This is a genomic window from Paraburkholderia sediminicola (assembly GCF_046027355.1).
In the GTDB taxonomy this organism is placed as follows: Bacteria; Pseudomonadota; Gammaproteobacteria; order Burkholderiales; family Burkholderiaceae; genus Paraburkholderia; species Paraburkholderia sediminicola_B.
The window spans coordinates 92027-116308 of the sequence record NZ_JAQQEK010000027.1; the positions used below are offsets into that span (position 1 = coordinate 92027).

The 24282-nt window shown below is 64.0% G+C and carries 24 protein-coding genes; 16 read left to right on the plus strand and 8 right to left on the minus strand.

What is annotated here, in order from left to right:
• The first annotated feature begins 144 nt into the window (after nt 1–144).
• From PQR42_RS34275 to PQR42_RS34300, 6 genes are all read left to right on the plus strand, one after another.
• Entirely contained in the window at nt 145–885 is a 741-nt protein-coding gene (locus PQR42_RS34275; protein ID WP_408392553.1) for a DUF2889 domain-containing protein, read from the plus strand.
• Nucleotides 882–2051, plus strand: a complete 1170-nt coding sequence (sucC, locus tag PQR42_RS34280; protein WP_007180491.1) for an ADP-forming succinate--CoA ligase subunit beta — start codon at nt 882–884, stop codon at nt 2049–2051. Before PQR42_RS34275 ends, sucC begins: the two co-directional genes overlap by 4 nt.
• Nucleotides 2052–2186: 135 nt before the next feature.
• Nucleotides 2187–3068 carry a succinate--CoA ligase subunit alpha gene (gene sucD, locus PQR42_RS34285; protein ID WP_085487621.1) on the plus strand — a complete coding sequence of 294 codons (882 nt, stop codon included), beginning with the start codon at nt 2187–2189 and terminating at the stop codon, nt 3066–3068.
• Nucleotides 3069–3212: 144 nt separating this feature from the next.
• Nucleotides 3213–3917, plus strand: coding sequence for a TerC family protein (locus PQR42_RS34290; protein WP_408220545.1), 705 nt, complete (start codon nt 3213–3215; stop codon nt 3915–3917).
• 121 nt (nt 3918–4038) lie between these two features.
• Entirely contained in the window at nt 4039–4662 is a 624-nt protein-coding gene (locus PQR42_RS34295) for a pilin (RefSeq protein ID WP_408392550.1), read from the plus strand.
• Between the two features lie 159 nt (nt 4663–4821).
• Nucleotides 4822–6606 carry a PglL family O-oligosaccharyltransferase gene (locus tag PQR42_RS34300; RefSeq protein ID WP_408392548.1) on the plus strand — a complete coding sequence of 595 codons (1785 nt, stop codon included), beginning with the start codon at nt 4822–4824 and terminating at the stop codon, nt 6604–6606.
• Nucleotides 6607–6672: 66 nt separating this feature from the next.
• On the opposite strand, the gene moaC is transcribed toward PQR42_RS34300, so the two are convergent.
• Complete coding sequence (moaC, locus tag PQR42_RS34305) at nt 6673–7149, minus strand: cyclic pyranopterin monophosphate synthase MoaC (protein ID WP_408220551.1); 477 nt, start codon at nt 7147–7149, stop codon at nt 6673–6675.
• Nucleotides 7150–7407: 258 nt separating this feature from the next.
• On the opposite strand from moaC, the gene PQR42_RS34310 reads away from it, so the two are divergent.
• Nucleotides 7408–9117 (plus strand): M48 family metalloprotease, encoded by a 1710-nt coding sequence (locus tag PQR42_RS34310; protein ID WP_408220554.1) that lies wholly within the window; start codon nt 7408–7410, stop codon nt 9115–9117.
• 69 nt (nt 9118–9186) lie between these two features.
• On the opposite strand, the gene PQR42_RS34315 is transcribed toward PQR42_RS34310, so the two are convergent.
• The 6 genes from PQR42_RS34315 to PQR42_RS34340 form a co-directional block, all read right to left on the minus strand.
• Nucleotides 9187–9780: a DUF2946 family protein gene (locus tag PQR42_RS34315; protein ID WP_408220556.1), complete on the minus strand. Its 594-nt coding sequence runs from the start codon at nt 9778–9780 to the stop codon at nt 9187–9189.
• On the minus strand, nt 9773–10900 hold the full coding sequence (locus tag PQR42_RS34320; RefSeq protein WP_408220558.1) for a YheT family hydrolase: 1128 nt from the start codon (nt 10898–10900) through the stop codon (nt 9773–9775). Before PQR42_RS34320 ends, PQR42_RS34315 begins: the two co-directional genes overlap by 8 nt.
• A gap of 39 nt (nt 10901–10939) precedes the next feature.
• Nucleotides 10940–11386 carry a nuclear transport factor 2 family protein gene (locus tag PQR42_RS34325; protein ID WP_095418314.1) on the minus strand — a complete coding sequence of 149 codons (447 nt, stop codon included), beginning with the start codon at nt 11384–11386 and terminating at the stop codon, nt 10940–10942.
• A 177-nt stretch (nt 11387–11563) separates the two neighbouring features.
• Nucleotides 11564–12589 carry a lipopolysaccharide heptosyltransferase II gene (gene waaF / locus PQR42_RS34330; RefSeq protein WP_012434242.1) on the minus strand — a complete coding sequence of 342 codons (1026 nt, stop codon included), beginning with the start codon at nt 12587–12589 and terminating at the stop codon, nt 11564–11566.
• A 351-nt stretch (nt 12590–12940) separates the two neighbouring features.
• Complete coding sequence (locus PQR42_RS34335) at nt 12941–13135, minus strand: zinc-finger domain-containing protein (protein WP_042321180.1); 195 nt, start codon at nt 13133–13135, stop codon at nt 12941–12943.
• A gap of 62 nt (nt 13136–13197) precedes the next feature.
• Nucleotides 13198–14121, minus strand: coding sequence for a branched-chain amino acid transaminase (locus PQR42_RS34340; RefSeq protein WP_408220561.1), 924 nt, complete (start codon nt 14119–14121; stop codon nt 13198–13200).
• Nucleotides 14122–14341: 220 nt separating this feature from the next.
• Here PQR42_RS34340 and PQR42_RS34345 point away from each other — a divergent pair, with 220 nt between their 5' ends.
• The 9 genes from PQR42_RS34345 to PQR42_RS34385 all read left to right on the plus strand — a co-directional run bounded on the left by PQR42_RS34345 (nt 14342) and on the right by PQR42_RS34385 (nt 24128).
• Complete coding sequence (locus PQR42_RS34345) at nt 14342–15088, plus strand: AzlC family ABC transporter permease (protein ID WP_408220563.1); 747 nt, start codon at nt 14342–14344, stop codon at nt 15086–15088.
• Nucleotides 15085–15408: an AzlD domain-containing protein gene (locus tag PQR42_RS34350; protein ID WP_310813994.1), complete on the plus strand. Its 324-nt coding sequence runs from the start codon at nt 15085–15087 to the stop codon at nt 15406–15408. The genes PQR42_RS34345 and PQR42_RS34350 overlap by 4 nt, the downstream gene beginning before the upstream one ends.
• A gap of 272 nt (nt 15409–15680) precedes the next feature.
• A complete protein-coding gene (locus PQR42_RS34355) occupies nt 15681–16874 on the plus strand; it encodes a phosphoglycerate kinase (RefSeq protein ID WP_408392545.1) in 1194 nt (397 codons plus the stop codon).
• A gap of 454 nt (nt 16875–17328) precedes the next feature.
• On the plus strand, nt 17329–18765 hold the full coding sequence (gene pyk, locus PQR42_RS34360) for a pyruvate kinase (RefSeq protein WP_408220568.1): 1437 nt from the start codon (nt 17329–17331) through the stop codon (nt 18763–18765).
• Between the two features lie 310 nt (nt 18766–19075).
• Nucleotides 19076–20140 carry a class II fructose-bisphosphate aldolase gene (gene fba, locus PQR42_RS34365; RefSeq protein ID WP_408392542.1) on the plus strand — a complete coding sequence of 355 codons (1065 nt, stop codon included), beginning with the start codon at nt 19076–19078 and terminating at the stop codon, nt 20138–20140.
• Nucleotides 20141–20272: 132 nt separating this feature from the next.
• A complete protein-coding gene (locus PQR42_RS34370) occupies nt 20273–21163 on the plus strand; it encodes a phosphoribosylaminoimidazolesuccinocarboxamide synthase (RefSeq protein ID WP_012434235.1) in 891 nt (296 codons plus the stop codon).
• Between the two features lie 98 nt (nt 21164–21261).
• A complete protein-coding gene (gene purE, locus PQR42_RS34375) occupies nt 21262–21780 on the plus strand; it encodes a 5-(carboxyamino)imidazole ribonucleotide mutase (protein WP_408220573.1) in 519 nt (172 codons plus the stop codon).
• Nucleotides 21781–21880: 100 nt separating this feature from the next.
• Nucleotides 21881–23077 (plus strand): 5-(carboxyamino)imidazole ribonucleotide synthase, encoded by a 1197-nt coding sequence (locus tag PQR42_RS34380; protein WP_408220575.1) that lies wholly within the window; start codon nt 21881–21883, stop codon nt 23075–23077.
• A 10-nt stretch (nt 23078–23087) separates the two neighbouring features.
• Nucleotides 23088–24128 (plus strand): L-threonylcarbamoyladenylate synthase, encoded by a 1041-nt coding sequence (locus tag PQR42_RS34385; protein WP_408392539.1) that lies wholly within the window; start codon nt 23088–23090, stop codon nt 24126–24128.
• Here PQR42_RS34385 and PQR42_RS34390 read toward each other — a convergent pair.
• The coding region (locus tag PQR42_RS34390; protein WP_408392536.1) for a hypothetical protein at nt 24079–24282 on the minus strand (204 nt) is incomplete at its 5' end. The genes PQR42_RS34385 and PQR42_RS34390 overlap by 50 nt on opposite strands.

Genomic DNA, 24282 nt, shown 5'->3' on the forward strand with positions numbered 1-24282 from the left:
GTGCTTTGTTTCGCGTGCAAACCCCTTTGAGACAGTGTGTTTCGCTCTCAGCCACGCGCGGCGCGGCCGTGCGCATTCCGACCTGTCCCAAATACCCAGTATGCTAAAATTCGTGGGTTTTCCAATCCGGCCTTTCCTTCCCGCATGCCGCTCTCTCCGCCAGTGTCCCGTCAGTTGCGCCATCGTCGCGCAATCAGAGCGGAAGCCTATGAGCGAGCCGATGGCCTGTGGGATGTGGAAGCGTGCTTGACCGACGAAAAACCGCGCGACGTGGTGCTTGCGTCGGGCGTCCGGCCCAATGGTCAGCCGATCCATGAACTCTGGCTTCGCATCACCATCGATCGCAAGCTCAATGTCGTCGACGCCGAGGCGTCGTCCGACTGGGTGCCCTATCCTGGTTTGTGCCAGGTCAGCAATCCCGCCTACCGTGCCCTCATCGGGCTCAATCTCCGCCAAAACTTCCGTCGTGAGTCTGCCCGTTTGCTGGGCGGCACGGCGGGTTGCACGCATCTCACCGAGCTGTGCGCGATCCTGCCGACCGCCGCGATTCAGGCATTCGCCGGCGAAGTGTGGAACACCGGTGACGGCGCGTCGGGCGCGAACGCAGGTTCGGGAGACGAATCGTCCAATAGCACAGGCGAGCATTCCAACGATAAACCGCCATTCCAGCTGGGACGCTGCCACGCGCTGCGTTTCGACGGCGAGGCGGTGCAGCAGTTTTATCCGCGCTGGTATGGCCACGCGCCGCGTTCAGCGGATCGCGCGGCATCGTCAGGCGACGGGGCAGTCCGCCAGACAGGCGAGGGCGGCAACGCGTCCGGCATGAACGACGGCAGCGGAAACGAAGTTCAATCCAACTCTCAGACTGAAGGGAATCACGCATGAAGATTCACGAGTACCAGGGTAAGGAAATCCTGCGGAAATTCGGCGTCGCGGTACCGCGCGGCAAGCCGGTCTTCTCGGTGGATGATGCGGTCAAGGCCGCGGAAGAGCTCGGCGGCCCGGTATGGGTCGTGAAGGCTCAGATCCACGCGGGTGGCCGTGGCAAGGGCGGCGGCGTGAAGGTCGCCAAGTCGCTGGAACAGGTTCGCGAGTATTCGAACCAGATCCTCGGCATGCAGCTCGTCACGCACCAGACCGGCCCGGAAGGCCAGAAGGTGAATCGTCTGCTGATCGAAGAAGGCGCTGACATCAAGAAGGAACTGTATGTCGGCCTCGTGATCGATCGCGTGTCGCAGAAGATCGTCGTGATGGCATCGAGCGAAGGCGGCATGGACGTCGAAGAAGTCGCGGAAAAGACGCCTGAGCTGATCCACAAGATCGCTGTCGATCCGGCAACCGGTCTGAAAGACGCCGAAGCCGACGAACTGGCCACGAAGATCGGCGTGCCCGCCGCTTCGCTGCCGCAAGCGCGCGCGATCCTGCAAGGCCTGTACAAGGCATTCTGGGAAACGGACGCATCGCTGGCCGAAATCAACCCGCTGATCCTGACCGGCGACGGCAAGGTCATCGCGCTGGACGCCAAGTTCAACTTCGATTCGAACGCACTGTTCCGTCACCCGGAAATCGTCGCGTATCGCGATCTGGACGAAGAAGATCCGGCTGAAGTCGAAGCCTCGAAGTTCGACCTCGCGTACATCTCGCTCGACGGCAACATCGGCTGCCTCGTGAACGGCGCCGGCCTCGCAATGGCAACGATGGACACCATCAAGCTGTTCGGCGGCGAACCGGCGAACTTCCTGGACGTGGGCGGTGGCGCCACGACGGAGAAGGTCACGGAAGCGTTCAAGATCATGCTGAAGAACCCGAACCTGACGGCGATTCTGGTCAACATTTTCGGCGGCATCATGCGCTGCGACGTGATCGCGGAAGGCGTGATCGCGGCGTCGAAGGCCGTCTCGCTGAAGGTGCCGCTCGTGGTCCGCATGAAGGGCACGAACGAAGACCTCGGCAAGAAGATGCTCGCTGAATCCGGCCTGCCGATCATCGCGGCGGACAGCATGGAAGAAGCGGCTCAGAAGGTCGTCGCGGCTGCTTCGGGCAAGGCGTAAGCCGAGTCCGCAGCTGTTGCCAGACGCTTTTTCCAGGTAACCAGGATTACGAATGGCGGCGCGTGAGCGGCGCGGGCGGAGAACAGCCCGCCGCGCGGCGCAACAGCGCGACGCCAAACGAACAGAGGTCAATACATGTCGATTCTGATTAACAAAGACACCAAGGTCATCACGCAGGGCATCACCGGCAAGACCGGTCAGTTCCACACGCGTGCTTGCCGTGAATACGCAAACGGCCGCGAAGCGTACGTTGCAGGCGTGAACCCGAAGCGCGCAGGCGAAGACTTCGAAGGCATTCCTATCTACGCTAGCGTCGCTGAAGCCAAGGCTGAAACGGGCGCGACCGTGTCGGTGATTTACGTTCCGCCGGCAGGCGCTGCTGCTGCGATCTGGGAAGCGGTCGAAGCCGATCTGGACCTGGCGATCTGTATCACGGAAGGCATTCCCGTCCGTGACATGATCGAGCTCAAGGCTCGTATGCGTGCCGAAAACCGCAAGACGCTGCTGCTCGGACCGAACTGCCCGGGCACGATCACGCCGGACGAACTGAAGATCGGCATCATGCCGGGTCACATCCACCGCAAGGGCCGCATCGGCGTCGTGTCGCGCTCGGGCACGCTGACGTATGAAGCAGTCGGCCAATTGACGGCGATCGGCCTCGGCCAGTCGTCGGCAGTCGGTATCGGCGGCGACCCGATCAACGGTCTGAAGCACATCGACGTGATGAAGATGTTCAACGACGATCCGGAAACGGACGCCGTCATCATGATCGGCGAGATCGGTGGTCCGGACGAAGCGAACGCTGCTGAGTGGATCAAGGGCAACATGAAGAAGCCGGTGGTCGGCTTCATCGCCGGCGTCACGGCGCCTCCGGGCAAGCGCATGGGCCACGCCGGCGCGCTGATCTCGGGCGGTGCTGACACCGCTGAAGCGAAGCTGGAAATCATGGACGCTTGCGGCATCAAGGTCACGAAGAACCCGTCAGAAATGGCGCGTCTTCTGAAGGCAATGCTGTAAATCGAAATTCGCGCGCTGTCACGGCGCGTTTTTTGATACGCTTACGAAGCCCTTTCGTGAGCGTGCGGTTTCAAAAGCGGGGGAGTGTAGACTCCTCCGCTTTTTTATTGGCCGCGCGTCGGATTTCTTCTTATTCTTTCAATCATGCTCGAGTTCTTCGCCACGCTCCATTGGGGCGCTGTCATTCAGATTATTGTCATCGACATTCTGCTGGGTGGCGATAATGCCGTCGTGATCGCGCTGGCCTGCCGCAATTTGCCGCCATCCCAACGCACGAAGGGCGTGCTGTGGGGCACGGCGGGCGCCATCGTGCTGCGCGTGGCGTTGATTGCGTTCGCGGTCGCGCTGCTCGACGTGCCGTTGCTGAAATTCGCGGGCGGCCTGTTGCTGCTGTGGATCGGCGTGCGCCTGATGGCGCCGGCGCATGACCCCCATGAGAACGTCAAACCGGCCGACAAGCTGATGTCGGCGATCAAGACCATCATTGTCGCGGACGCGGTGATGAGCCTCGACAACGTGATCGCGATCGCGGGCGCGGCTGAGGCCGCCGATCCCGAACACCGGATCGCGCTGGTGATTTTCGGCTTGGTGGTGAGCATTCCGCTGATCGTGTGGGGCAGCCAGCTGGTTCTCAAGCTGCTCGACCGCTTTCCGATCGTCATCACGCTCGGCGCCGGGTTGCTGGGCTGGATCGCGGGCGGCCTGATCATCAACGACCCGGCCGGCGACCGTTGGCCGATCCTCGATACGCCGTGGGCCGAATACGGCATGAGCATCGCCGGTGCGTTGTTCGTCGTGGTGCTCGGTTATCTGTTGAAGCGCCGCAACGCCCATCGCGCGGCGGCTTGAATCGAACCACGCTGCAACGTTAGCCGTTCGGCTGACTGTCTGACACGAACGCCGCTCGCTACGATTGAAACGCCTGTTCCCGATCCGTGGGGCAGGCGTTTTTCGTTTCAGGAGCCTGCCGATGATCGTCACTTTGCCTTATTCCCCTTACTCCCAATCCTCGCTGTCCCCGCGCTCGAGATTTTGCCGAGCGGGCTGGTCCGCGCGGCTTGCGCGCGCCTGCCGACGCCTCGGCTTCGGTTTCACGCTGATCGAACTGATGATCGTGCTGGCGATCGTCGGCGTGATCGCCGCCTATGCGATTCCCGCGTATCAGGACTATCTGGCTCGCAGCCGCGTTGGCGAGGGGCTGTCGCTGGCGGCGTCCGCGCGGCTGGCCGTGTCTGAGAATGCCGCGAGCGGCAACGCGTTCAGCGGCGGTTATGCCTCGCCGCCCGCCACCCGCAACGTCGAGTCCATTCGCGTCGACGACGACACCGGCCAGATCACCGTCGCGTTCTCGACGCGCGTCGCGCCCGCGGGTTCGAACACGCTTACGCTCGTGCCATCGGTGCCTGACAATGTGGATGCGCCGACTGCGCGCATCGCGTTGAGCAAGGGCGGAATGCAGGCGGGCGCGCTCACGTGGGAATGTTTCGCGGGCGGCAAAGCGGCGTCCTCGCTGCCGGCGCCGGGCGCAGGGCCGGCACCCGCCGATGCGCCCACGTTGCCGTCGAATCTTGCCCCACCGGAGTGCCGTTCATGAACGAGTGCGACATGAGCGCGCGATGACCGCGAGAGTGGCGCGGCGTCGCAGTCGTCCGCACGTAAAAGGCTGATTTTCGGGATATTTCAGCCCGGCCGGCGCACAGCAGGAGAATTTTTTTGTATAGTGCGCCGGTTGCTGACGCCCACCGGTTACTCGATGCCCACCCCTTTCGCGCGCTATCTGTCTTTCATTCTGTTGGCTCTCGCGTTGGTGCTGCCTTATGCAGTTGTCAACCATACGTATCCGATTCCAACCTTTTACGCTGAATTCACCGCGCTTGCCCTGTATCTGCTGACCGGCGCTGGCGTCGTGCTGCTGGTGGCGAGCGCCAAGCCGCGCGTGACGTTCGCGTCGCCGGTAGTCGCGCTGGTGCCGTTGCTGTTCGGGCTGCTGCTGGTGGCGCAGTCGGTGGTGTTGCCGGTCTCGCAGCCGTCGATGAACTGGCTCGGCGGCGGCTATCTGCTGGCGGCCTTCATGGCGACGCATGCCGGCTATGGCTTCACGCGCGCCAAGCTCAACGAGACCGCGCTGCGGTGGGCGGCCGGGGCGTTGATCGTCGGCGGGCTGTTTGCGGTGTTCTGCCAGATCATCCAGTTGTTTCACCTCGAAGTGCGCGTGTCGCCGCTCGTCGTCGCCTATAACGTGACCATCGAGCGCCGGCCGTTCGGCAACATGGCGCAGGCCAATCACCTCGCCACCTATATCGCGTTCGCGATGGCGGGGGCGCTGTTCCTCGTGCAGACGCGGCGAATTGCTGTCAGCATCTGGTTTCTCGTGTCGACGATTTTCGCGGTGGGCCTCGCGCTGACCGTGTCGCGTGGTCCGTGGCTGCAGATGGGTGTGATCGTGGTGGCGGGTTTCTGGATGGCGTTCGCGCAGACCCGCGACCCGTTGCAACTACGCCGCAGCAATCGCCAATGGATCATTCCGATCGTGCTGGCCGTGCTGTTTTTCGTGATCAACGCGCTGATTCGCTGGGCCAACGTTCACTATCACCTGGAGCTCGGACAGTCCGCCGCCGAACGTTTTCAGGACGCCGGCCAGATCGCGCCGCGCCTCGCGCTGTGGAAGTACGGCTGGACGATGTTCAAGACGCACCCGTTGCTGGGCGTCGGCTGGGGCGAATTTCCGAGCTATCAGTATGAGTTTGCGAAGTCGCTTGGTGGCGTCGAGATCGCCAACAATTCGCACGATATCTTCATCGACCTGCTGGCTAAGACCGGCTTGATCGGTCTCGCGATCGTGCTGTTCGGCCTGATTACCTGGCTCATACGCGTGGTGCGCGCGCCGCAAAGCTCGGCGCGCGTGTTCGGCATTGCGCTGATCGGTGTGCTGGTCATGCACGCGCTGGTCGAATATCCGCAGCAGTACATGTTCTTCCTGTTGCCGGCCATGTTCGTGTTCGGCCTGCTGGAAACGCGACCGCTGCGCCTCGTGCCCGCACGCCTGTCGTTCGGCGCGTTTGCCGTGGTGGTGTTCGGCGGTCTGGCCGCGCTGTATCCGGTGTATCGCGACTACGCGCGCGCCGAAGTGCTGTACTACGGCTCGCGTCCTGCCGAGCAATATCGCGCGGACCCGTCGTTCCTGTTCCAGGCGTGGGGCGAATATGGTCTGGCGACGCTTTTGCCAATGAATTCGATGGATCTGCAACACAAGCTCGCCATGCACAAACAGGCGATGGCGCTGCTGCCGGGCGAAACCGTATTGCGTCGGTATGCGGTGTTGCAGGCGTTGAGCGGCGATCAGGCAGCGGCACTCGATACTGTCGAACGCCTGAAGATTTTCGCCACGGAACTGAAGGACTGGCCGTCGCAACTGAGCTACGTGTACCAGCTTTGCGACGAGCAGAAAACGCTGACCGGTTTCAAGGCGGAACTGGTCAAGCGCTACGGCATGCCGCCGGGCGACGTCAATGAGGACGACGACAGCGACGAGGAATGAACCGCCGCGTTCGCTTCAGAGATTCAAAGCTTTAAAGGTGGAGCGGGGCGATGACGCACACAGTTATCAACCCGCCACCCAATCCCCCGACTTCCCGCCGTGCTTCTCCAGCACGCGCACATCGGTGATCGTCATGCCGCGATCCACCGCCTTGCACATGTCGTACACGGTCAGTAACCCGACCTGCACGGCAGTCAGCGCTTCCATCTCCACCCCCGTTCGACCCAGCGTTTCAACCTGAACCGTGCAATGCACGCCCGGCAGCGTGTCATCGAGCTCGAAATCCACCTTGACGCGCGTCAGCGCGAGCGGATGGCAGAGCGGGATCAGATCGGCGGTGCGCTTCGAACCTTGAATCGCGGCAATCCGCGCGATGCCGATCACGTCGCCCTTCTTGGCGTTGCCGTCGCGAATCAGCGCGAACGTCTCCGGCAGCATGCGAATCGAGCCACGCGCAACCGCGATGCGCTTGGTCTCCTGCTTGCCGCCGACGTCCACCATATGCGCCTGGCCGGCGGCATCGAAATGAGTGAGTTCAGGCATGGTTGGGCTCCTTCAGAGGGCGCCTATCATAGCAGTGCGGCAAAGCCGCACGGCGGCGGCACTGCGGTTACGGGGCCTAAAGCGCCGCGCGTCGTCGCCCGCCGTCGGCGCAAGCGGCGCGGTAATTGCCGGGACGCCGGAATCGCCATGACGCGAATCACATGAATTCCCGCGACGACTGATTACAATTGCCCTATGCCCGCTATCTTAGTCCGAGCGGCGGGCGTCGCTTTTCGACTTCGTCATATCGACCTCGCGATGCGTGCGAAACGGTTCCTTGCTGCGTTGTTGTCTGTCGCGCTGGCAGCGCCGCCGGGCGCGTTTGCGCAATTGCACGGCGTGTCGAGCATGGCGCTCAACACGTTGCCCGCGGAGCCACCGCTGGTCAGCGGCCCGGCCGATGCCTACGCCGATCCCCTCGTGCCGCCCGATATCGCACAAGGCGTGTTCGGCGTATACGGCGGCGCGCAGAGCCGCTTCTCAGGCAATACCGGTGTGAACACCAATTGGCGCGCACCGATCGTCACGCAGCAATTACCCGATCTCGGCAACGGCGGCTCCGGTTCGCTTACGCCGCAGGCCGAACGCCAACTCGGCGAGCGCGTGATGCGCGAGTTGCGTCGCGACCCCGACTATCTCGACGACTGGCTCGTGCGCGACTATCTGAACTCGGTCGCCGCGAAACTCGCCGCGGCGGCGAGCGCGCTCTACATCGGCGGGTATCGTCCGGACTTCGATCTGTTCGCGGTGCGCGACCCGCAGATCAACGCCTTCTCGCTGCCTGGCGGTTTTATCGGCGTGAACACCGGCCTGATCGTGGCCACGCAGACCGAGTCCGAGTTGGCATCGGTGCTGGGTCACGAAATGGGACACGTCCTGCAGCGGCACATCTCGCGCATGATCACGACCGGCGAACGCAGCAGCTATGCGGCGCTCGCCGGCCTGTTGTTCGGTGTGCTGGCAGGCGTGCTCGCGCATAGCGGTGACCTGGGCAGCGCGATTGCGATCGGCGGCCAGGCGTACGCGGTCGACAACCAGTTGCGTTTCTCGCGTTCCGCCGAGCACGAGGCGGACCGCGTCGGCTTTCTGCTGCTCGCCGGCGCCGGCTACGATCCCTACGCGATGACGACCTTCTTCGGCCGCCTCGATCGTGCCGCGATGAGCGACACGGGCATTCCGGCGTATGCGCGCACCCATCCGCTGACTGGCGAACGGATTGCCGACATGGAGGACCGTGCGCGCCGCGCGCCTTACCGGCAACCGCATCAATCGGCCGAATATGGTTTTGTGCGGGCGCGGTCGCGCCTGCTGCAGGACCGTTCGCGCAGCGAGTACGGCGACGAGATTTCGCGCTTGCGCTCCGAGATCGAGGACCGCACGGCGGTCAACGTCGCGGCGAACTGGTACGGCATCGCCTACGGGCAGATGCTGCTCGAGCGTTACGATGACGCGGCGGCGTCGCTGGCGTCGTCCCGCGCCGCGTTCGCGACGGGCGAGCAGGCCGAGGGCGGCACGGCGCGCAGTTCGCCGAGCCTCGACGTGCTGGCCGCCGACATCGCGCGGCGAGCCGGCCGCGACGACGAGGCCGCGCGTCTGGCCGAGCTGGCGCAGAAGCGCTGGCCGCAATCGAATGCCGCCATCGACATGCATATCCGCACCTTGCTGACCTTGCACCGCTTTGCCAATGCTCAGGCGCTTGCGCAAAAAGAGACGCGTGCCCAGCCCGATCAGCCCGCCTGGTGGCTGTATCTCGCCCAGGCTAGCGCGGGCACGGGCGACGCGTTGACGCAGCATCGTGCGATGGCTGAGAAGTTCGCACTCGAGGGAGCGTGGCCTTCGGCGATCCGTCAATTGAAGGACGCGCGCGATTTAAAGACGATCGGCTACTACGACCTCGCGACCGTCGACGCGAGGCTGCATGAGATGGAGAGCCGCTACAAGGAAGAGCGGCTGGATGAGAAAAGTTAGATCTTGCCTGCAGCTTCGCCGCGTTTGCGAACCGGCCTCGATCGAGCAGGCCAGTGCGCAGGCTAGTGCTTAAGCGCCAGCGGCTGCCGGACTCGGCACAAATTTAAACCGCACAGCAACGTCGCCTCGCCGCACAGCCTGCAGCGGCAACACAACCTGATTGTTCCAGCGAAACTCACCGCTCATGGAGTCGTCCGCCAGCGTTGCGTGATCGGAAAACACCTCGAGATCGTGGTCGTGCAAGACGGCGATTCTCGGCGGCGTCGCGCTATCGGTAAACAGAATCCCGCCTTCTTCATCCACGAGCACGGCTGCGGGCTCGAACGCGCCGCCGGCCTGGTCCTGCAAAGCGAGCGTGCCGCCGGCATCGGCATCCGCATCCGCATCCGCCGACAACCTCACCACCCACGGCGTATAGCCCAACTCGACATACACGCGCTGCGGGCCGTTCTGGAAATACCACTGTCCGCGCTCATCGGCGGCGTAATTGCGGTTGATAAACCCGAGCAACGCTTCATGGCGGATCGGCGTGCCCGGCGAACCGCCGGCCTGCGCGGCCTCGTCGCGCATGCGCCAGTTGCCGCGCCTATCCAGCATCAGCCACCCTGTGCAACTCGGTACGTTCGGCCACTTGGCCAAGGCCTGCTTGACGATGTCATCCATGATCGACGTGTCGCTCCAGATAGCCGAACACGCGCCGCGACAGCCAGTCGATGCGGCCCGGAAACGGCCCGGTCATAAAGCCGGCGTGGCCGCCGTGCTTGGGTTGGTCGAGTTCCACGGCCGCCGACACTTCATGCCGCGACGGCAACGCCTCAGCCGGCAGGAACGGGTCGTTGCGCGCGTTCAGCACCAGCGTCGGCACCTGAATGTGCGGCAGCAGCGGACGCGTGGTCGCCGTGCTCCAGTAGTCGTCGGTATCGCGAAAGCCGTGGACTGGCGCGGTCACCGCGTTGTCGAACTCGTACATGGTGCGGCTCGCCAGCATCGCGTCACGGTCGAACAGGCCAGGAAACTGCACCAGCTTCTGTTCGGCCTTCTGCTTGAGCGTCTTCAGGAAACTGCGCGTGTAGACGAGGCCGAAGCCTTGCGACAACGCGCGGCCGCCGGCATGCACGTCGATGGGCGTCGAAATCGCCGCGGCAGCCGAGATCACCGACGCCGCGTCCTCGCGCCGTTCACCCAGCCAGCGCAGCAGCACATTGCCGCCGAGCGACACGCCGGCCGCCACGACCGGCCCGCGATGCGCGGCGCGCAAACGCCGCAGCACCCAGTCGACTTCGTTGCTGTCGGCGAGATGGTAGAAGCGCGGCATGCGGTTCAGCGCTCCGCTGCAACTGCGAAAGTGCGGCACGACGCCGTGCCAGCCGTACTCGCGCGCGGCCGCCATCAACGAAGCGGCGTAATGCGAGCCCGAGCTGCCTTCGAGGCCGTGAAACAGCACGAAGAGCGGGGCGGTGTCGGCGGGAATGTGAGGCACAGCATCGGATGCGAGCGACGCACCGGTCTGATGGCCGTCATGCTGCACCCAGTCCAGATCGATGAAGTCGCCATCAGGCGTGTCCCAGCGCTCGCGTCGAAACGAGACCGCGGGGCGGCGCGCGAACAGCGACGGAACGATGGTCTGCGCATGCCGGTTCGGCAGCCAGAGCGGCGCACGGTAGAGCAGCTCGACGGTGGCTTCGACAGTCGCCTCGACGGCGGCCGCGGCGCGTGCCGTGCCCGAAGGAGCGGATTGATCGTGCGTCGTGCCCAAAAGGGACTTCCTGCGGGGCGTGCTCATGCCTGCTTCAAAACAAAAAAGTAAGACGCGCGGCGCGCGTCAGTGCAGCGACCCCTGGCCATGCCGCATCTTCGTGGCGAACTGGCTGGCGGCCTCGTTGGGCATCGGACTCGCGTGAATGTGCGCGATGCGCCATTCGCCGCGTTCGTGAACCATCACGTAAGTCGTGAAGACCATGGCGGGCGTGGCCTTCGGGTCAGCCGGTCGGTGCGCTTCCGCAATCGCATAGACCACGGTGCCGAGGCTGTCGTAGACGCGGATATCGAGCGGTTCGATGGAAACCGGCGCGGTTTCGAGCTGGATCTGCAGGCCGGCGCGAATGCTGTCGAGGCCGTGCAGGTGGGAGCCGTCGGCGCAGATGCAGCTCACGAACTCTTCATCGATCCACAGACCCATCAAGCTGTCGATATTGACCTCGGCGACGGCCTGGTAATAGGCGTTGAGGGTGTCGGCGGCGGCTTCGAAGATATGGGCAAAACGTGGCATGGCTCGTCAGTCTCTTGTGCGCGGCGCGCGGTTGCGGGACAGCGGTCAGCGGGACAGTCCGGAGCACCGGACCATCGCACCCGAGCGCCAGAATGCCCGCGCCGCAAGGCGCGAACATGACGCGACGCGCTCAGGGGCGTGCGGTGTTGCGTGCAAGTGTCAGCGGTGCCGGCGGGCTCAGCGTTGCGCGAGCAACATGCCGCGCAAATCGCCGAATACCTGCTCGGCGCTCAACTGTTTCAGGCAGTTCAGATGACCGAGCGGACACTCGCGCTCAAAACAGGGGCTGCATTCGAGATGAAGCCATTGTACCTTCGCAAGCTCGGACAAGGGCGGCGTGTGGCGCGGATCGGTCGAACCGTACACGGCCACCAGCGGCCGGCGCAGCGCGGCGGCCACGTGCATCAGTCCGGAATCGTTGGTAACGACCGCATTGGCGCGCGAGATCAGCGCGCACGCCTCGCCCAGCGCGGTCTGGCCGCACAGGTTGCGCACGTTCGGCGCTCGCTCGGCGATGGCCTGCGCGAGCGGCGCGTCTTTCGGCGAACCGAGCGCGACGATCTGCGTGTACGGGAACGACTGGCCGACCATTTGCGCGAGCGACGCGAAGTGCTCGGGCGGCCAGCGCTTGGCCGGGCCGTATTCGGCGCCCGGACAGAACACCAGCAGCGGCACGCGCGTGTCGAGATTGAAGCGCGCCGAGACGCGCGACGCTTCGTTCAGATCCGCGTCGAGGCGCGGCATCGGCAGGTCGTCGGGCAGCTTGGCGCCGGGCGCGTAGGCGAGGGCGGCGTACTGGCCGACCATCGGCGGACGCTCGTCCTTGCGCGGATTCGCGTGACGCACGTTCAACAGGCCGTAGCGGCTTTCGCCGGTATAGCCGATGCGCAGGGGAATGCCCGCCATCCACGGAATCAGCGCCGACTTGAGCGAGTTCGGCAGCACGTAGGCGGCGTCGTAGCCGACGTCGCGCAGGTCGCTCGCCAACTGCCAGCGGCGCAGCATTTGCAGCTTGCCGTGCGCGAGATCGGTGGCGTAGACGTCGCGGATTTCCGGCATGCGTTCGAGCACGGGCGCGACCCACGAGGGTGCGACCGCGTCGATGACGATGCGCGGATGCAATTTCACGAGGCGCGCAAACAGCGGCTGCGCCATCAATGCGTCACCGATCCAGTTCGGTGCGATAACCAACGCGCGACGCATCAGAGTGAGTGTCCGGTGTCGAAACGAAACCCCGCGCAGGTTTTGCGCGTGGCATTCGGATAAGTAAAAGGGGAAAGGCCGCGAGCCGCGTGACGTGCTTCCGGCATGGCCGAAGACGCCGCGGTAGCGGCCCTGCTGTGACGTGCCTGCTTTCGGACCGGGCCGCGCGTTCGCTTTCGCGTTGGCGTAGTCACGGTGTGCTGCACAGTCGCAACGGGTCCGTCGAACGACAGACCAGGCCGCGCATCATGCAATCGATCACGAAGCGAACTCCGCAACGCAACCCGCAGCGAAGCGGGCAGTCGACCCGGCAAGCGGCGCCACAAGCAATCAGTGCTCAGTGCGCCGTGTTCAATGACCTCTGACCACTTCGCCGTCGCGCAGCTTGTAACGCGTACTGCAGTACGGGCACTTGGCTTCGCCGTGCGTGACGTCGATAAAGACGCGCGGATGCGCGCTCCAGCGCGGCATGGCCGGATTCGGGCAATACGCCGGCAGGTCTTTTGCCGACAGTTCGACCAGCGGCATTTCCTTGATTTCGCTCATGAGACGTTCTCGTTGTATGCAGGGTGCGTGCGGTGCGCCGGTGAAGCCCGGCGCAGCGCGCGTTAAATCTTGGTGAGCCAGTTCGCGTACTTGTCACTCTTGCCGTTCACGATGTCGAAGAAGCCCGACTGCAGCTTCTCCGTGATCGGGCCGCGTGCGCCCGAGCCGATCGTGCGGTTGTCGAGTTCGCGGATGGGCGTGACTTCGGCGGCGGTGCCGGTGAAGAACGCTTCGTCGCAGGTATAGACCTCGTCGCGCGTGATGCGCTTTTCGATCACCTGGATGCCCGCGTCGCGCGCCAGCGTAATGACCGTGTCGCGCGTGATGCCGTCGAGGCACGACGCGAGGTCCGGCGTGTACAACTTGCCGTTGTTCACGAGGAAGAAGTTCTCGCCCGAGCCTTCCGACACGTAGCCGTCCACGTCGAGCAGCAGCGCTTCGTCGTAACCGTCGGCGATGGCTTCCTGGTTGGCGAGGATCGAGTTCACGTACCAGCCCGACGCCTTGGCGCGGACCATCGACACATTCACGTGATGGCGCGTGAACGACGAGGTCTTCACGCGGATGCCCTTGGCAATGCCGTCTTCACCGAGGTAAGCGCCCCACGGCCAGGCGGCGATCGCCACGTGGATGGTGTTGCCCTTGGCCGACACGCCGAGCTTTTCCGAGCCGACCCAGATGATCGGGCGCAGGTAGCAGGACTCGAGCTTGTTTTCGCGGACCACTTCGCATTGCGCGGCGGCGAGCGTCTCGTGGTCGAACGGCACGTCCATCTGGAAGATCTTGGCCGAGTTCAGGAGACGCTTGGTGTGTTCCTGCAGACGGAAAATCGCGGTGCCGCCGTCCGCCGTCTTGTAGGCGCGTACGCCCTCGAAGACGCCCATGCCGTAATGCAGCGTGTGGGTGAGCACGTGGATCTTGGCATCGCGCCAGTCGATGAGCTTGCCATCCATCCAGATCTTGCCGTCGCGGTCGGCCATTGACATACGATTCTCCAGCGGGTGCGTTGTTAGGCGTAGCTATGTCAGGCATAGCCAGGACCCGCATTTTAACGTCTTTTGCACACGGAACGGGCATTTGGCCGTATTGCGGACGCTATAATCCGGCACACGCATAATTCAAATCCGGATGCGCCAGCGGGTGCTTGACGACCTGGCGCTGACTTCCCATCGTTGCAGCGCCCTTGGGCGCCCGCGTTTCGCCCCAATGCTCGCTCGCCTGTCAGATATCGATCGTCGTGCCTTCCGCGAAGGCGCGCGCGACTATTCGCCCACGCTGATGGCGATTTTCTCGTGGGGCCTCGTCACCGGCATCGCCATGAGCAAATCGGTGCTCACACTGCCGCAGGCGCTCACCATGTCGCTGCTGTGCTACGCCGGGTCGTCTCAACTGGCGGTGCTGCCGCTGCTCGCCGCCAAGCTGCCGATTTGGACCGTATTGCTCACCGCCGCGATGGTCAACACGCGTTTCGTGATCTTCAGCGTCGGCCTCGCGCCGCATTTTTCCTATCTGCCGATGTGGCGGCGCATCGTGCTCGGCTACTTCAACGGCGACGTGATCTACCTGCTGTTCCAGAAGAAGAGCTTCCCGACCGGCTATGTGCCGGGCAAGGAGGCGTACTACTGGGGCATGGCGATTTGCAGCTGGCTGTCGTGGCAGGTGTCGTCGATTGCCGGCATTCTGCTGGCGAGCCTGATTCCCGATAACTGGGGTCTCGCGCTGGCGGGCACGCTGGCGTTGCTGCCCATCATGGTGTCGGCGATCGCGACGCGCTCCACGCTGGTTGCGGTCGCCATCGCCGGCGTGGTGTCGCTGCTCGCGTTCGACCTGCCGTACCGGCTTGCGCTGCCCCTCGCGGTGATCGCAGCAATCATTGCCGGCAGCGCCGCGGATCTGATGGTCGAGCGCGCCGACTTGCGCCGCATCCGTAACAGCGCCGGAGATTCCCGATGACATCCACCCAGATCTGGCTGGCCATTTTCGGCATGACCTTCGTCACCGCCGTGACACGCGCGATGTTTCTAATCGGCGGCGAGCGCACCGTTTTGCCGGCACGGGTCCAGCGCATGCTGCGTTATGCGCCGGCCGCCGCGCTCGCTGCAGTAGTTCTGCCGGACGTGCTGGCGACGCCAGACGGCCTGTCGTTCGCGCCGTCGAACCATGAGTTCTACGCCACGCTGTCGGGTCTCGCGTGGTTTTTGTGGCGGCGCACCATGCTCGGCACGATTGTCGTCGGAATGGTGGTGTTTACGTTGTTGCGTCTCTTCATGTGATTGAAGAAGCACGAAATGCTGCGTTGCGGCATCGGCGCCATATCGTCCAAATACGGGACATTCGCCCGGTCGCGGGTCAGAAGGCAGTGTGGATCAGTTAAAATGCTTGTTTCCGGGACAAGCGCGCCGCTGCAAGGCGCGCGCAGCCGCGGCCCCGCCGCCGGCACCCGAGTCAGTGGAGCCGCTGCCGTGCCTGAGCGCTGGAGTTCACCGCGCTTGAGTACCGCGCGTCGTCCGCCACCGCCTTCTCATCAACTCGCACACACACGCCCATGAACAAGGTATTGCGTCTCTCCGATCTGATCGCCGAAGGCAAGCTATCCGGCAAACGCGTGTTCATCCGCGCCGATCTGAACGTGCCGCAGGACGATCAAGGCAACATCACCGAAGACACCCGTATCCGCGCCTCCGTGCCGGCCATCAAGGCCGCGCTCGATGCAGGCGCCGCCGTGATGGTCACGTCGCACCTAGGCCGTCCGACCGAAGGCGACTTCAAGCCGGAAGACTCGCTGGCGCCGGTCGCGAAGCGTCTGGCCGAACTGCTCGGACGTGACGTGCCGCTGGTGGCGAACTGGGTCGAAAACGGCGTGAACGTCGCGCCGGGCTCGGTCGTGCTGCTGGAAAACTGCCGCGTCAACAAGGGCGAAAAGAAGGATTCCGACGAGCTCGCGCAGAAAATGGCGAAGCTCTGCGATATCTACGTGAACGACGCATTCGGCACCGCGCACCGTGCTGAAGCCACCACGCATGGCATCGCCAAATACGCGCCCGTGGCGTGCGCCGGCCCGCTGCTGGCCGCCGAGCTCGAAGCGCTCGGCAAGGCGCTGGGCGCGCCGAAGCGTCCGCTGGTGGCGATCGTCGCCGGCTCGAAGGTGTCCACCAAGCTGACCATTCTCAAGTCGCTCGCCGACAAGGTCGATCAGCTGATCGTGGGCGGCGGCATCGCCAACACGTTCATGCTGGCCGCCGGCCTGAAGATCGGCAAGTCGCTCGCCGAAGCCGATCTGCTGAACGAAGCCAAAGCCATCATCGACGCCGCGAAAGCGCGCGGCGCGTCGGTGCCGATCCCGACCGACGTGGTTACGGCCAAGGAGTTTTCGCCGACCGCCAAGGCCGAAGTCAAGGCCGTCGCCGATGTTCAAGACGACGACATGATTCTCGACATCGGACCGGAAACGGCCAAGGTGCTCGCCGCGCAACTGGAAAAGGCCGGCACGATCGTGTGGAACGGCCCGGTCGGCGTGTTCGAGTTCGACCAGTTCGGCAACGGCACGAAGACGCTGGCGGATGCCATCGCCAAGTCGTCGGCGTTCTCGATTGCCGGCGGCGGCGATACGCTCGCGGCGATCGCCAAGTACGGCATCCACGACAAGGTCAGCTACATCTCGACAGGCGGCGGCGCCTTCCTCGAGTTCCTCGAAGGCAAGAAGCTGCCCGCCGTCGAAGTTCTGGAATCGCGGGCTTAACGTGGCGACGCGCTCCCCAACGGCAAAGTCTGCAAAAGCGCGCGGCGGCAAGCCGCGCAATACCGCGGCAGAATCGGCAGGGGAGCGCGCGGCGCGCTCCGACGCCACGCCGGCAGCGCTCGAGTCCGCGGTTGAAGCCGCGGTCGGCTCAGCTAGCCAGCAGCAAGAAGAATCCGGGGCGCCCCTCGCGCTCGCGGAGTTGACCACTGCCGACGAGGCAGCGGAATTGTCCAGCGCAGACGCTGTGCAGACCGCCTCGCCATCCGCAGAACTCCCCGACGAGGAACTCGCCCCTCCACCCGCACCCCCCGTGCTGGTCTCGAACACCGCTTCACTCAATAAAGCGACGCTGGTTTCAACCGGCGCGCAGCCCCCGGCAGCATCCTTCGGTGCGCAGCCTCCGCATCCGACTCGCAGCGCTCTTTCCAGCGATCTCACCCAGACGAGGAGACTCATGCATCGCGCCACCAAGATTGTCGCCACCATCGGCCCGGCTTCCAATACGCCGGAAATCCTGCTGCAAATGATTCAGGCAGGGCTGGACGTGGTGCGGCTCAATTTCTCGCACGGCACCGCCGACGACCACCGCCAGCGCGCCGAATTCGTGCGCGAGGCGGCCCGCCAGGCCGGCCGCGAAGTCGCCATCATGGCGGACCTGCAGGGCCCGAAAATCCGGGTCGGCAAATTTGAAAACGGCAAGATCATGCTGGTCGCCGGCGAGCCGTTCATTCTCGACGCCGACTGCGAACTCGGCAACGAGCAGCGCGCCGGTCTCGACTACAAAGACCTGCCGCGCGACCTGAAACCGGGCGACATGCTGTTGCTCAACGACGGCCTGATCGTACTGAACGTATCGCGCGTGATCGGCAACGAGATCCACACGGTCGTGAAGATCGGCGGCGAGCTGTCGAACAACAAGGGCATCAACCGCCAGGGCGGCGGCTTGTCCGCGCCGGCGCTGACCGCCAAGGACATGGAAGACATCCGCACCGCCATGTCGCTCGGCGTGGATTATGTCGCGGTATCGTTCCCGAAGAACGCCACCGACATGGAGATGGCCCGTCAATTGGCGAACATCGCCGGCGCGCCGTTCGGCATCAAGCCGAAGATGATCGCCAAAATCGAGCGTGCGGAAGCCATTCCGGCGCTGCAGGGCATCCTCGACGCATCGGACGGCATCATGGTCGCGCGCGGCGACTTGGCCGTGGAAGTGGGGAATGCCGCAGTCCCGGCGCTGCAAAAGCGGATGATTCGGATGGCGCGCGAATCGAACAAGTTCGTGATCACCGCCACGCAGATGATGGAGTCGATGATCCACGCGCCGGTGCCGACCCGCGCCGAAGTGTCGGACGTCGCCAACGCCGTGCTGGATGGCACGGACGCGGTGATGCTGTCGGCGGAATCGGCGGCGGGCAAGTATCCGGTGCAGACCATCGAGACCATGGCGGCGATCTGTATCGAAGCCGAGAAGTCGGAGCAGTCGGAGCTGGACAAGGATTTCCTCGACCGAACGTTCACGCGGATCGACCAGTCGATCGCGATGGGCGCGCTGTTCACGGCGTTCCATCTCGGCGCGAAGGCGATCGTGGCGTTGACCGAATCCGGCTCGACCGCGCTGTGGATGTCGCGTCATTGGACCCATGTGCCGATTTTCGCGCTCACGCCGCGAGTCGGCAGCGAGCGGGCCATGGCGCTGTACCGCAACGTGACTTCGCTGCATCTGGACACCAACACCGACCGCGACACGGCGTTGCAGCAGGCGTTGGAGACCGTGGTCAGCAAGGGCTACGCGTCGCGCGGCGATATGGTGGTGCTGACCGTCGGCGAGCCGATGGGTCAGGCCGGCGGCACGAATACGCTGAAGATCGTGCGGGTTGGCGAACCGTATTGATCGCTCTGCGTGGGACCGGAGCGCGCTGCGTGGGACCGGAGTAAGTGCTGAACCACTAACTCCGGATCGACAAAGTGCTGAAGCATTAACTCCGGTCGACACACTGCTCGATCGACACAGGTCTGATTGAACGAAGCAGGCTGCCATGCTCCGCGAGAGGCGGCGCACAGGCTCAAATCGCGCGTTGCAGCGGCAAGGACCGCTCCGCGCTTTAGAGAATGTGTGAACGGGTATGCAGCTTGCTTCGCGATAAAATCGCCCAAAAGATGCCGACGGCACAAGAATTCGTTTCAATCTATGGAGTTAAAGCATGCCTCTCGTATCAATGCGTCAACTGCTGGACCATGCCGCTGAAAACGGCTACGGCCTTCCGGCATTCAACGTGAACAATCTGGAGCAAGTGCAGGCGATCATGGCGGCGGCCGACAAGGTCAACGCACCGGTCATCATGCAGGCGTCGGCCGGCGCGCGTAAGTACGCGGGCGAAGCGTTCCTGCGCCACCTGATCGAAGCCGCCGTCGAGTCGTATCCGCATATTCCGGTCGTGATGCACCAGGACCACGGCCAGTCGCCGGCGGTCTGCATGGCGGCGATCCGCAGCGGCTTCACCAGCGTGATGATGGACGGTTCGCTCGAAGCCGACGGCAAGACGGTCGCTTCGTACGAGTACAACGTCGACGTGTCGCGCAAGGTCGTGGAAGCGGCGCACTCGATCGGCATCACGGTGGAAGCGGAACTGGGCGTGCTCGGTTCGCTGGAAACCATGAAGGGCGACAAGGAAGACGGCCACGGCGCGGAAGGCACGATGACGCGCGAACAACTGTTGACCGATCCGGAGCAGGCTGCCGACTTCGTCAAGCTGACGCAATGCGACGCACTGGCCATCGCGATCGGTACGTCGCACGGCGCGTACAAGTTCAGCAAGAAGCCCACGGGCGACATTCTGTCGATCCAGCGCATCAAGGAAATCCACCAGCGCATTCCGAACACCCACCTGGTGATGCACGGTTCGTCGTCGGTGCCGCAGGAACTGCTGGCTGAAATTCGCGAATTCGGCGGCGACATGAAGGAAACTTACGGCGTGCCGGTCGAGGAAATCCAGGAAGGCATCAAGAACGGCGTGCGCAAGGTCAATATCGACACCGACCTGCGTCTGGCCATCACCGGCGCGATCCGCCGCTATATGGCGACCCACCCGGGCAAGTTCGATCCGCGCGATTACCTCAAGCCGGCGCGCGAAGCGGCGATGAAGATCTGCATCGAGCGCTACACGCAATTCGGTTGCGAAGGCCAGGCCGGCAAGATCAAGCCGGTTTCGCTTGATAAAATCGCGGAGAAGTACAAAGCAGGCGAGCTCGCGCAAGTCGTCCGCTAAGCTATCAACATGCACTGCACCTGGCCGTTTGGCCAGGTTGTCGTTCGATCGCCGTTCCCGCATCATCCGGGGAACGGCTTTTCCCTTTTGTTCCGGTCACACTTTTTGCCTCACTTTTAGCGAACCACGACGATGTCTACCCTCTACGAATCCACGCTCCGCTCGCTGCCGCTACTCGGCCGCGGTAAAGTCCGCGACAACTATGCGGTGGGCAACGACCAGTTGCTGATCGTCACGACCGACCGTCTGTCGGCGTTCGACGTCATCATGGGCGAGCCGATTCCGAATAAGGGACGCGTGCTCAATGAAATGGCGAACTTCTGGTTCGAGAAACTCAAACATGTGGTGCCGAACCACCTCACGGGCGTCGCGCCTGAATCCGTGGTGGCGGCGGACGAAGTCGAGCAGGTCAAGGGCCGCGCGGTGGTCGTGAAGCGCCTCGAGCCGATCCTCGTCGAAGCCGTGGTGCGCGGCTATCTGGCCGGCAGCGGCTGGAAAGACTACCAGGCAACCGGTTCGGTGTGCGGCGTGGAATTGCCGCCAGGTCTGCAGAACGCGCAGAAGCTGCCCGAGCCGATCTTCACGCCGGCAGCCAAGGCCGAAATGGGCCATCACGACGAAAACATCACCTACAACGAGATGGAGCGCCGCATCGGCACCGAACTGTCGGCCACGATCCGCGACATCTCGATCAAGCTGTACAAGGAAGCTGCCGATTACGCGGCTACGCGCGGCATCATCATCGCGGATACGAAGTTCGAATTCGGTCTGGACAACCACGGCAAGCTGTATCTGATGGACGAGGCGCTGACCGCGGATTCGTCGCGCTTCTGGCCGGCTGACCAGTATCAGGTCGGCACCAACCCGCCGTCGTTCGACAAGCAGTTCGTACGCGACTGGCTCGAAACCCAGCCGTGGAAGAAAGAGCCGCCGGCGCCGAAGCTGCCGGACGACGTCGTCACGAAGACGGGCGAGAAGTACCAGGAAGCGCTCGAACGCCTGACCGGGCATAAGCTCGCCTGATTACGCGCATCCGTTGGATTCGCATCGCATGAGAACACGCCGGGCCAGGCGCGAAGCGACAGGTTCGGGGCGCTCTCAAGAAACAAGGAAGCCGTAAGATGAGTGAAGCACAAACCGCCCATACGCATGGCGCGCCGGTTATCGGCGTGCTGATGGGCTCCAGTTCCGACTGGGAAGTCATGAAGAACGCCGTGGCCATTCTGCAGGAATTCGGCGTGCCCTACGAAGCGAAGGTCGTGTCCGCGCACCGCATGCCCGACGAAATGTTCGCCTATGCTGAAAGCGCGCGTGAGCGTGGCATTCGCGCGATCATCGCCGGCGCGGGCGGCGCGGCGCATCTGCCGGGTATGCTGGCCGCCAAGACCACGGTGCCGGTGCTCGGCGTGCCGGTGGCGAGCAAGTACCTGAAGGGCGTCGATTCGTTGCATTCGATCGTGCAGATGCCCAAGGGCGTGCCGGTCGCCACGTTTGCGATCGGCGAGGCAGGTGCGGCGAATGCCGCGCTGTTCGCCGTGTCGATTCTGAGCGGCACGAGCGACGAGTATGCGGAGAAACTGGCTGCGTTCCGCGTGCGCCAGAACGAAGCGGCTCACGCCATGGTGTTGCCGGCGCTGTAAGCGCACAGACTGATTGCTTGAAGACGTCCCCCTGTCCGACCCCCGGCCGGGTGCCTGCCATCGTATTGCACGCACAACCCGGCCGCGACCGACCACTAAGATGAACCCAGACAACACACCGGTTTCACCGATTCTGCCCGGCGCATGGCTTGGCATGGTCGGTGGCGGCCAGCTCGGCCGCATGTTCTGTTTCGCCGCTCAGGCCATGGGCTATCGCGTCGCCGTGCTGGATCCGGACGAAAACAGTCCGGCGGGCGCCGTCGCCGATCGCCATTTGCGCGCGGCTTATGACGACGAAGCTTCGCTGACCGAACTCGCGCGGCTGTGCGCGGCGGTGTCGACCGAATTCGAGAACGTGCCGGCCGCGAGCCTCGACTTCCTCGCGCGGACCACCTTTGTGAGTCCCGCTGGGCGCTGCGTCGCCGTCGCCCAGGACCGTATTGCCGAGAAGCGCTTCATCGCGTCGTCAGGCGTGACGGTCGCGCCGCACGTGGTGATCGAATCGTCGGATGCGCTCGCCGCGCTCGACGACACGAAGCTCGAAGCCGTGCTGCCGGGCATTCTTAAGACCGCCCGCATGGGCTACGACGGCAAAGGTCAGATTCGCGTGCGCAACGCGGAGGAAGTACGCGAGGCGCATGCGTCGCTCGGCGGCGTGCCGTGCGTCTTGGAAAAGCGTTTGCCGTTGAAGTTCGAAGTGTCCGCGCTGATCGCGCGGGCGGCGAGCGGCGCGTCGGTGGTCTATCCGCTCGCGCAGAACACGCATCGCGACGGCGTGCTGTCGCACACCATCGTCCCGGCGCCGGACGCGAGCCCCACGCTCGTCCAGCAGGCGCAACAGGCCGCACTGCAAATCGCCGACAAGCTCGGCTATGTGGGCGTGCTGTGCGTCGAATTCTTCATTCTCGAAGACGGTTCGCTGGTAGCCAATGAAATGGCGCCGCGCCCGCACAATTCCGGCCATTACACGGTCGACGCTTGCGCGACCAGCCAGTTCGAACAACAGGTGCGCGCCATGACCGGCATGCCGCTCGGCGACACGCGTCAGCATTCGCCGGCCGTCATGCTGAACATTCTCGGCGACGTGTGGTTTCCGGACGGTCCGAAGCGCGCGGCCGTCACGCCGCCGTGGCACGAAGTCGCCGCCATGCCGGCAGCGCGTCTGCATCTGTATGGCAAGGAAGAGGCACGCTGCGGCCGCAAGATGGGCCACGTGAACTTCACGGCGGCCACGCTCGAAGAAGCCCGCACGGCCGGACGCGATTGCGCGCGGCTGCTGCACATCATCACGAGCTGACACGAGCGCCATGCCGGATCAACAGAAAGCCGCCGAGGGCGCATTGCCTGTGAGCGCCGCGCAGATCGAACACGCAGCGGCGCTGCTCGACGCGGGCGGCCTGGTCGCGTTTCCCACGGAGACGGTGTATGGCCTCGGCGGCGACGCCGAGAGTCCCGACGCGGTTGCACGCATTTACGCGGCGAAGGGCAGGCCGGCGAATCATCCGGTTATCGTGCATCTCGCGCCGCAAGGCGATCCGAACTACTGGGTCGAGCATTTGCCCGCGGAGGCGCAGCGGTTGATCGACGCGTTCTGGCCGGGGCCACTCACGCTGATCCTGAAGCGCGCGGCGCGCATTCCGGCGGCGGTCAGCGGCGGTCAGGATTCGGTGGGGCTGCGCTGCCCGTCGCATCCTGTCGCACAAGCGTTGCTCGAGGCGTTCAGCGCATTGCGCAACGGGCATGGCGGTGTGGCGGCGCCGTCGGCGAACCGGTTTGGACATGTGAGCCCGACCACGGCGCAACATGTGCGCGACGAGTTCGGTGACGCGATTCATGTGCTGGACGGTGGCGCGTCGGATGTCGGTATCGAATCGACCATTCTGGATTTGTCGCGCGGCTTTCCGGCGCTGTTGAGGCCGGGGCGCGTGACACCGCAAGATATCGCCGACGTGCTTGGCGAGGCGCCGCGTTTGCCGGACGGCTCGGATGCGACTGCGCCGCGGGCTTCTGGCACGCTAAAGGCGCACTATGCGCCGCGCACGCCGTTGGCGCTGTTGCCCTTCGTCGCGCTGGAGCCTTTGCTTGCCGCGCGGCAAGCGGATGAGCGCGTGGCGTTGGTGGCGCGCGCGTCGCGTGCTGGACATTGGGTCGAGGCTGAAGGCGTGCATTTCATCGCCGCGCCTGAGGATCCGCATGTCTATGCGCGTGAATTGTATGGTTTGCTGAGGGCTCTCGACCACGCGAACGTCACGCGGATCCTGATCGAGAAGTTGCCGGATACGATTGAGTGGATCGCTGTTAATGATCGGTTAGGGCGGGCTGCGGCTGCTTTTGAAGCGCAAGGGTGATGGGTGGTTTTTTTCTGCCTGTGCGGCGCTTTGTCTGGTTGCTTGCGGTGTTGGCCTTTCCTTGATTTGTTAGTGGTTTATTGGCGTTGCCCCTGTGCGGGGCGGCACTACTTTTCTTTGCCGGCCGCAAAGAAAAGTAGGCAAAAGAAAGCGG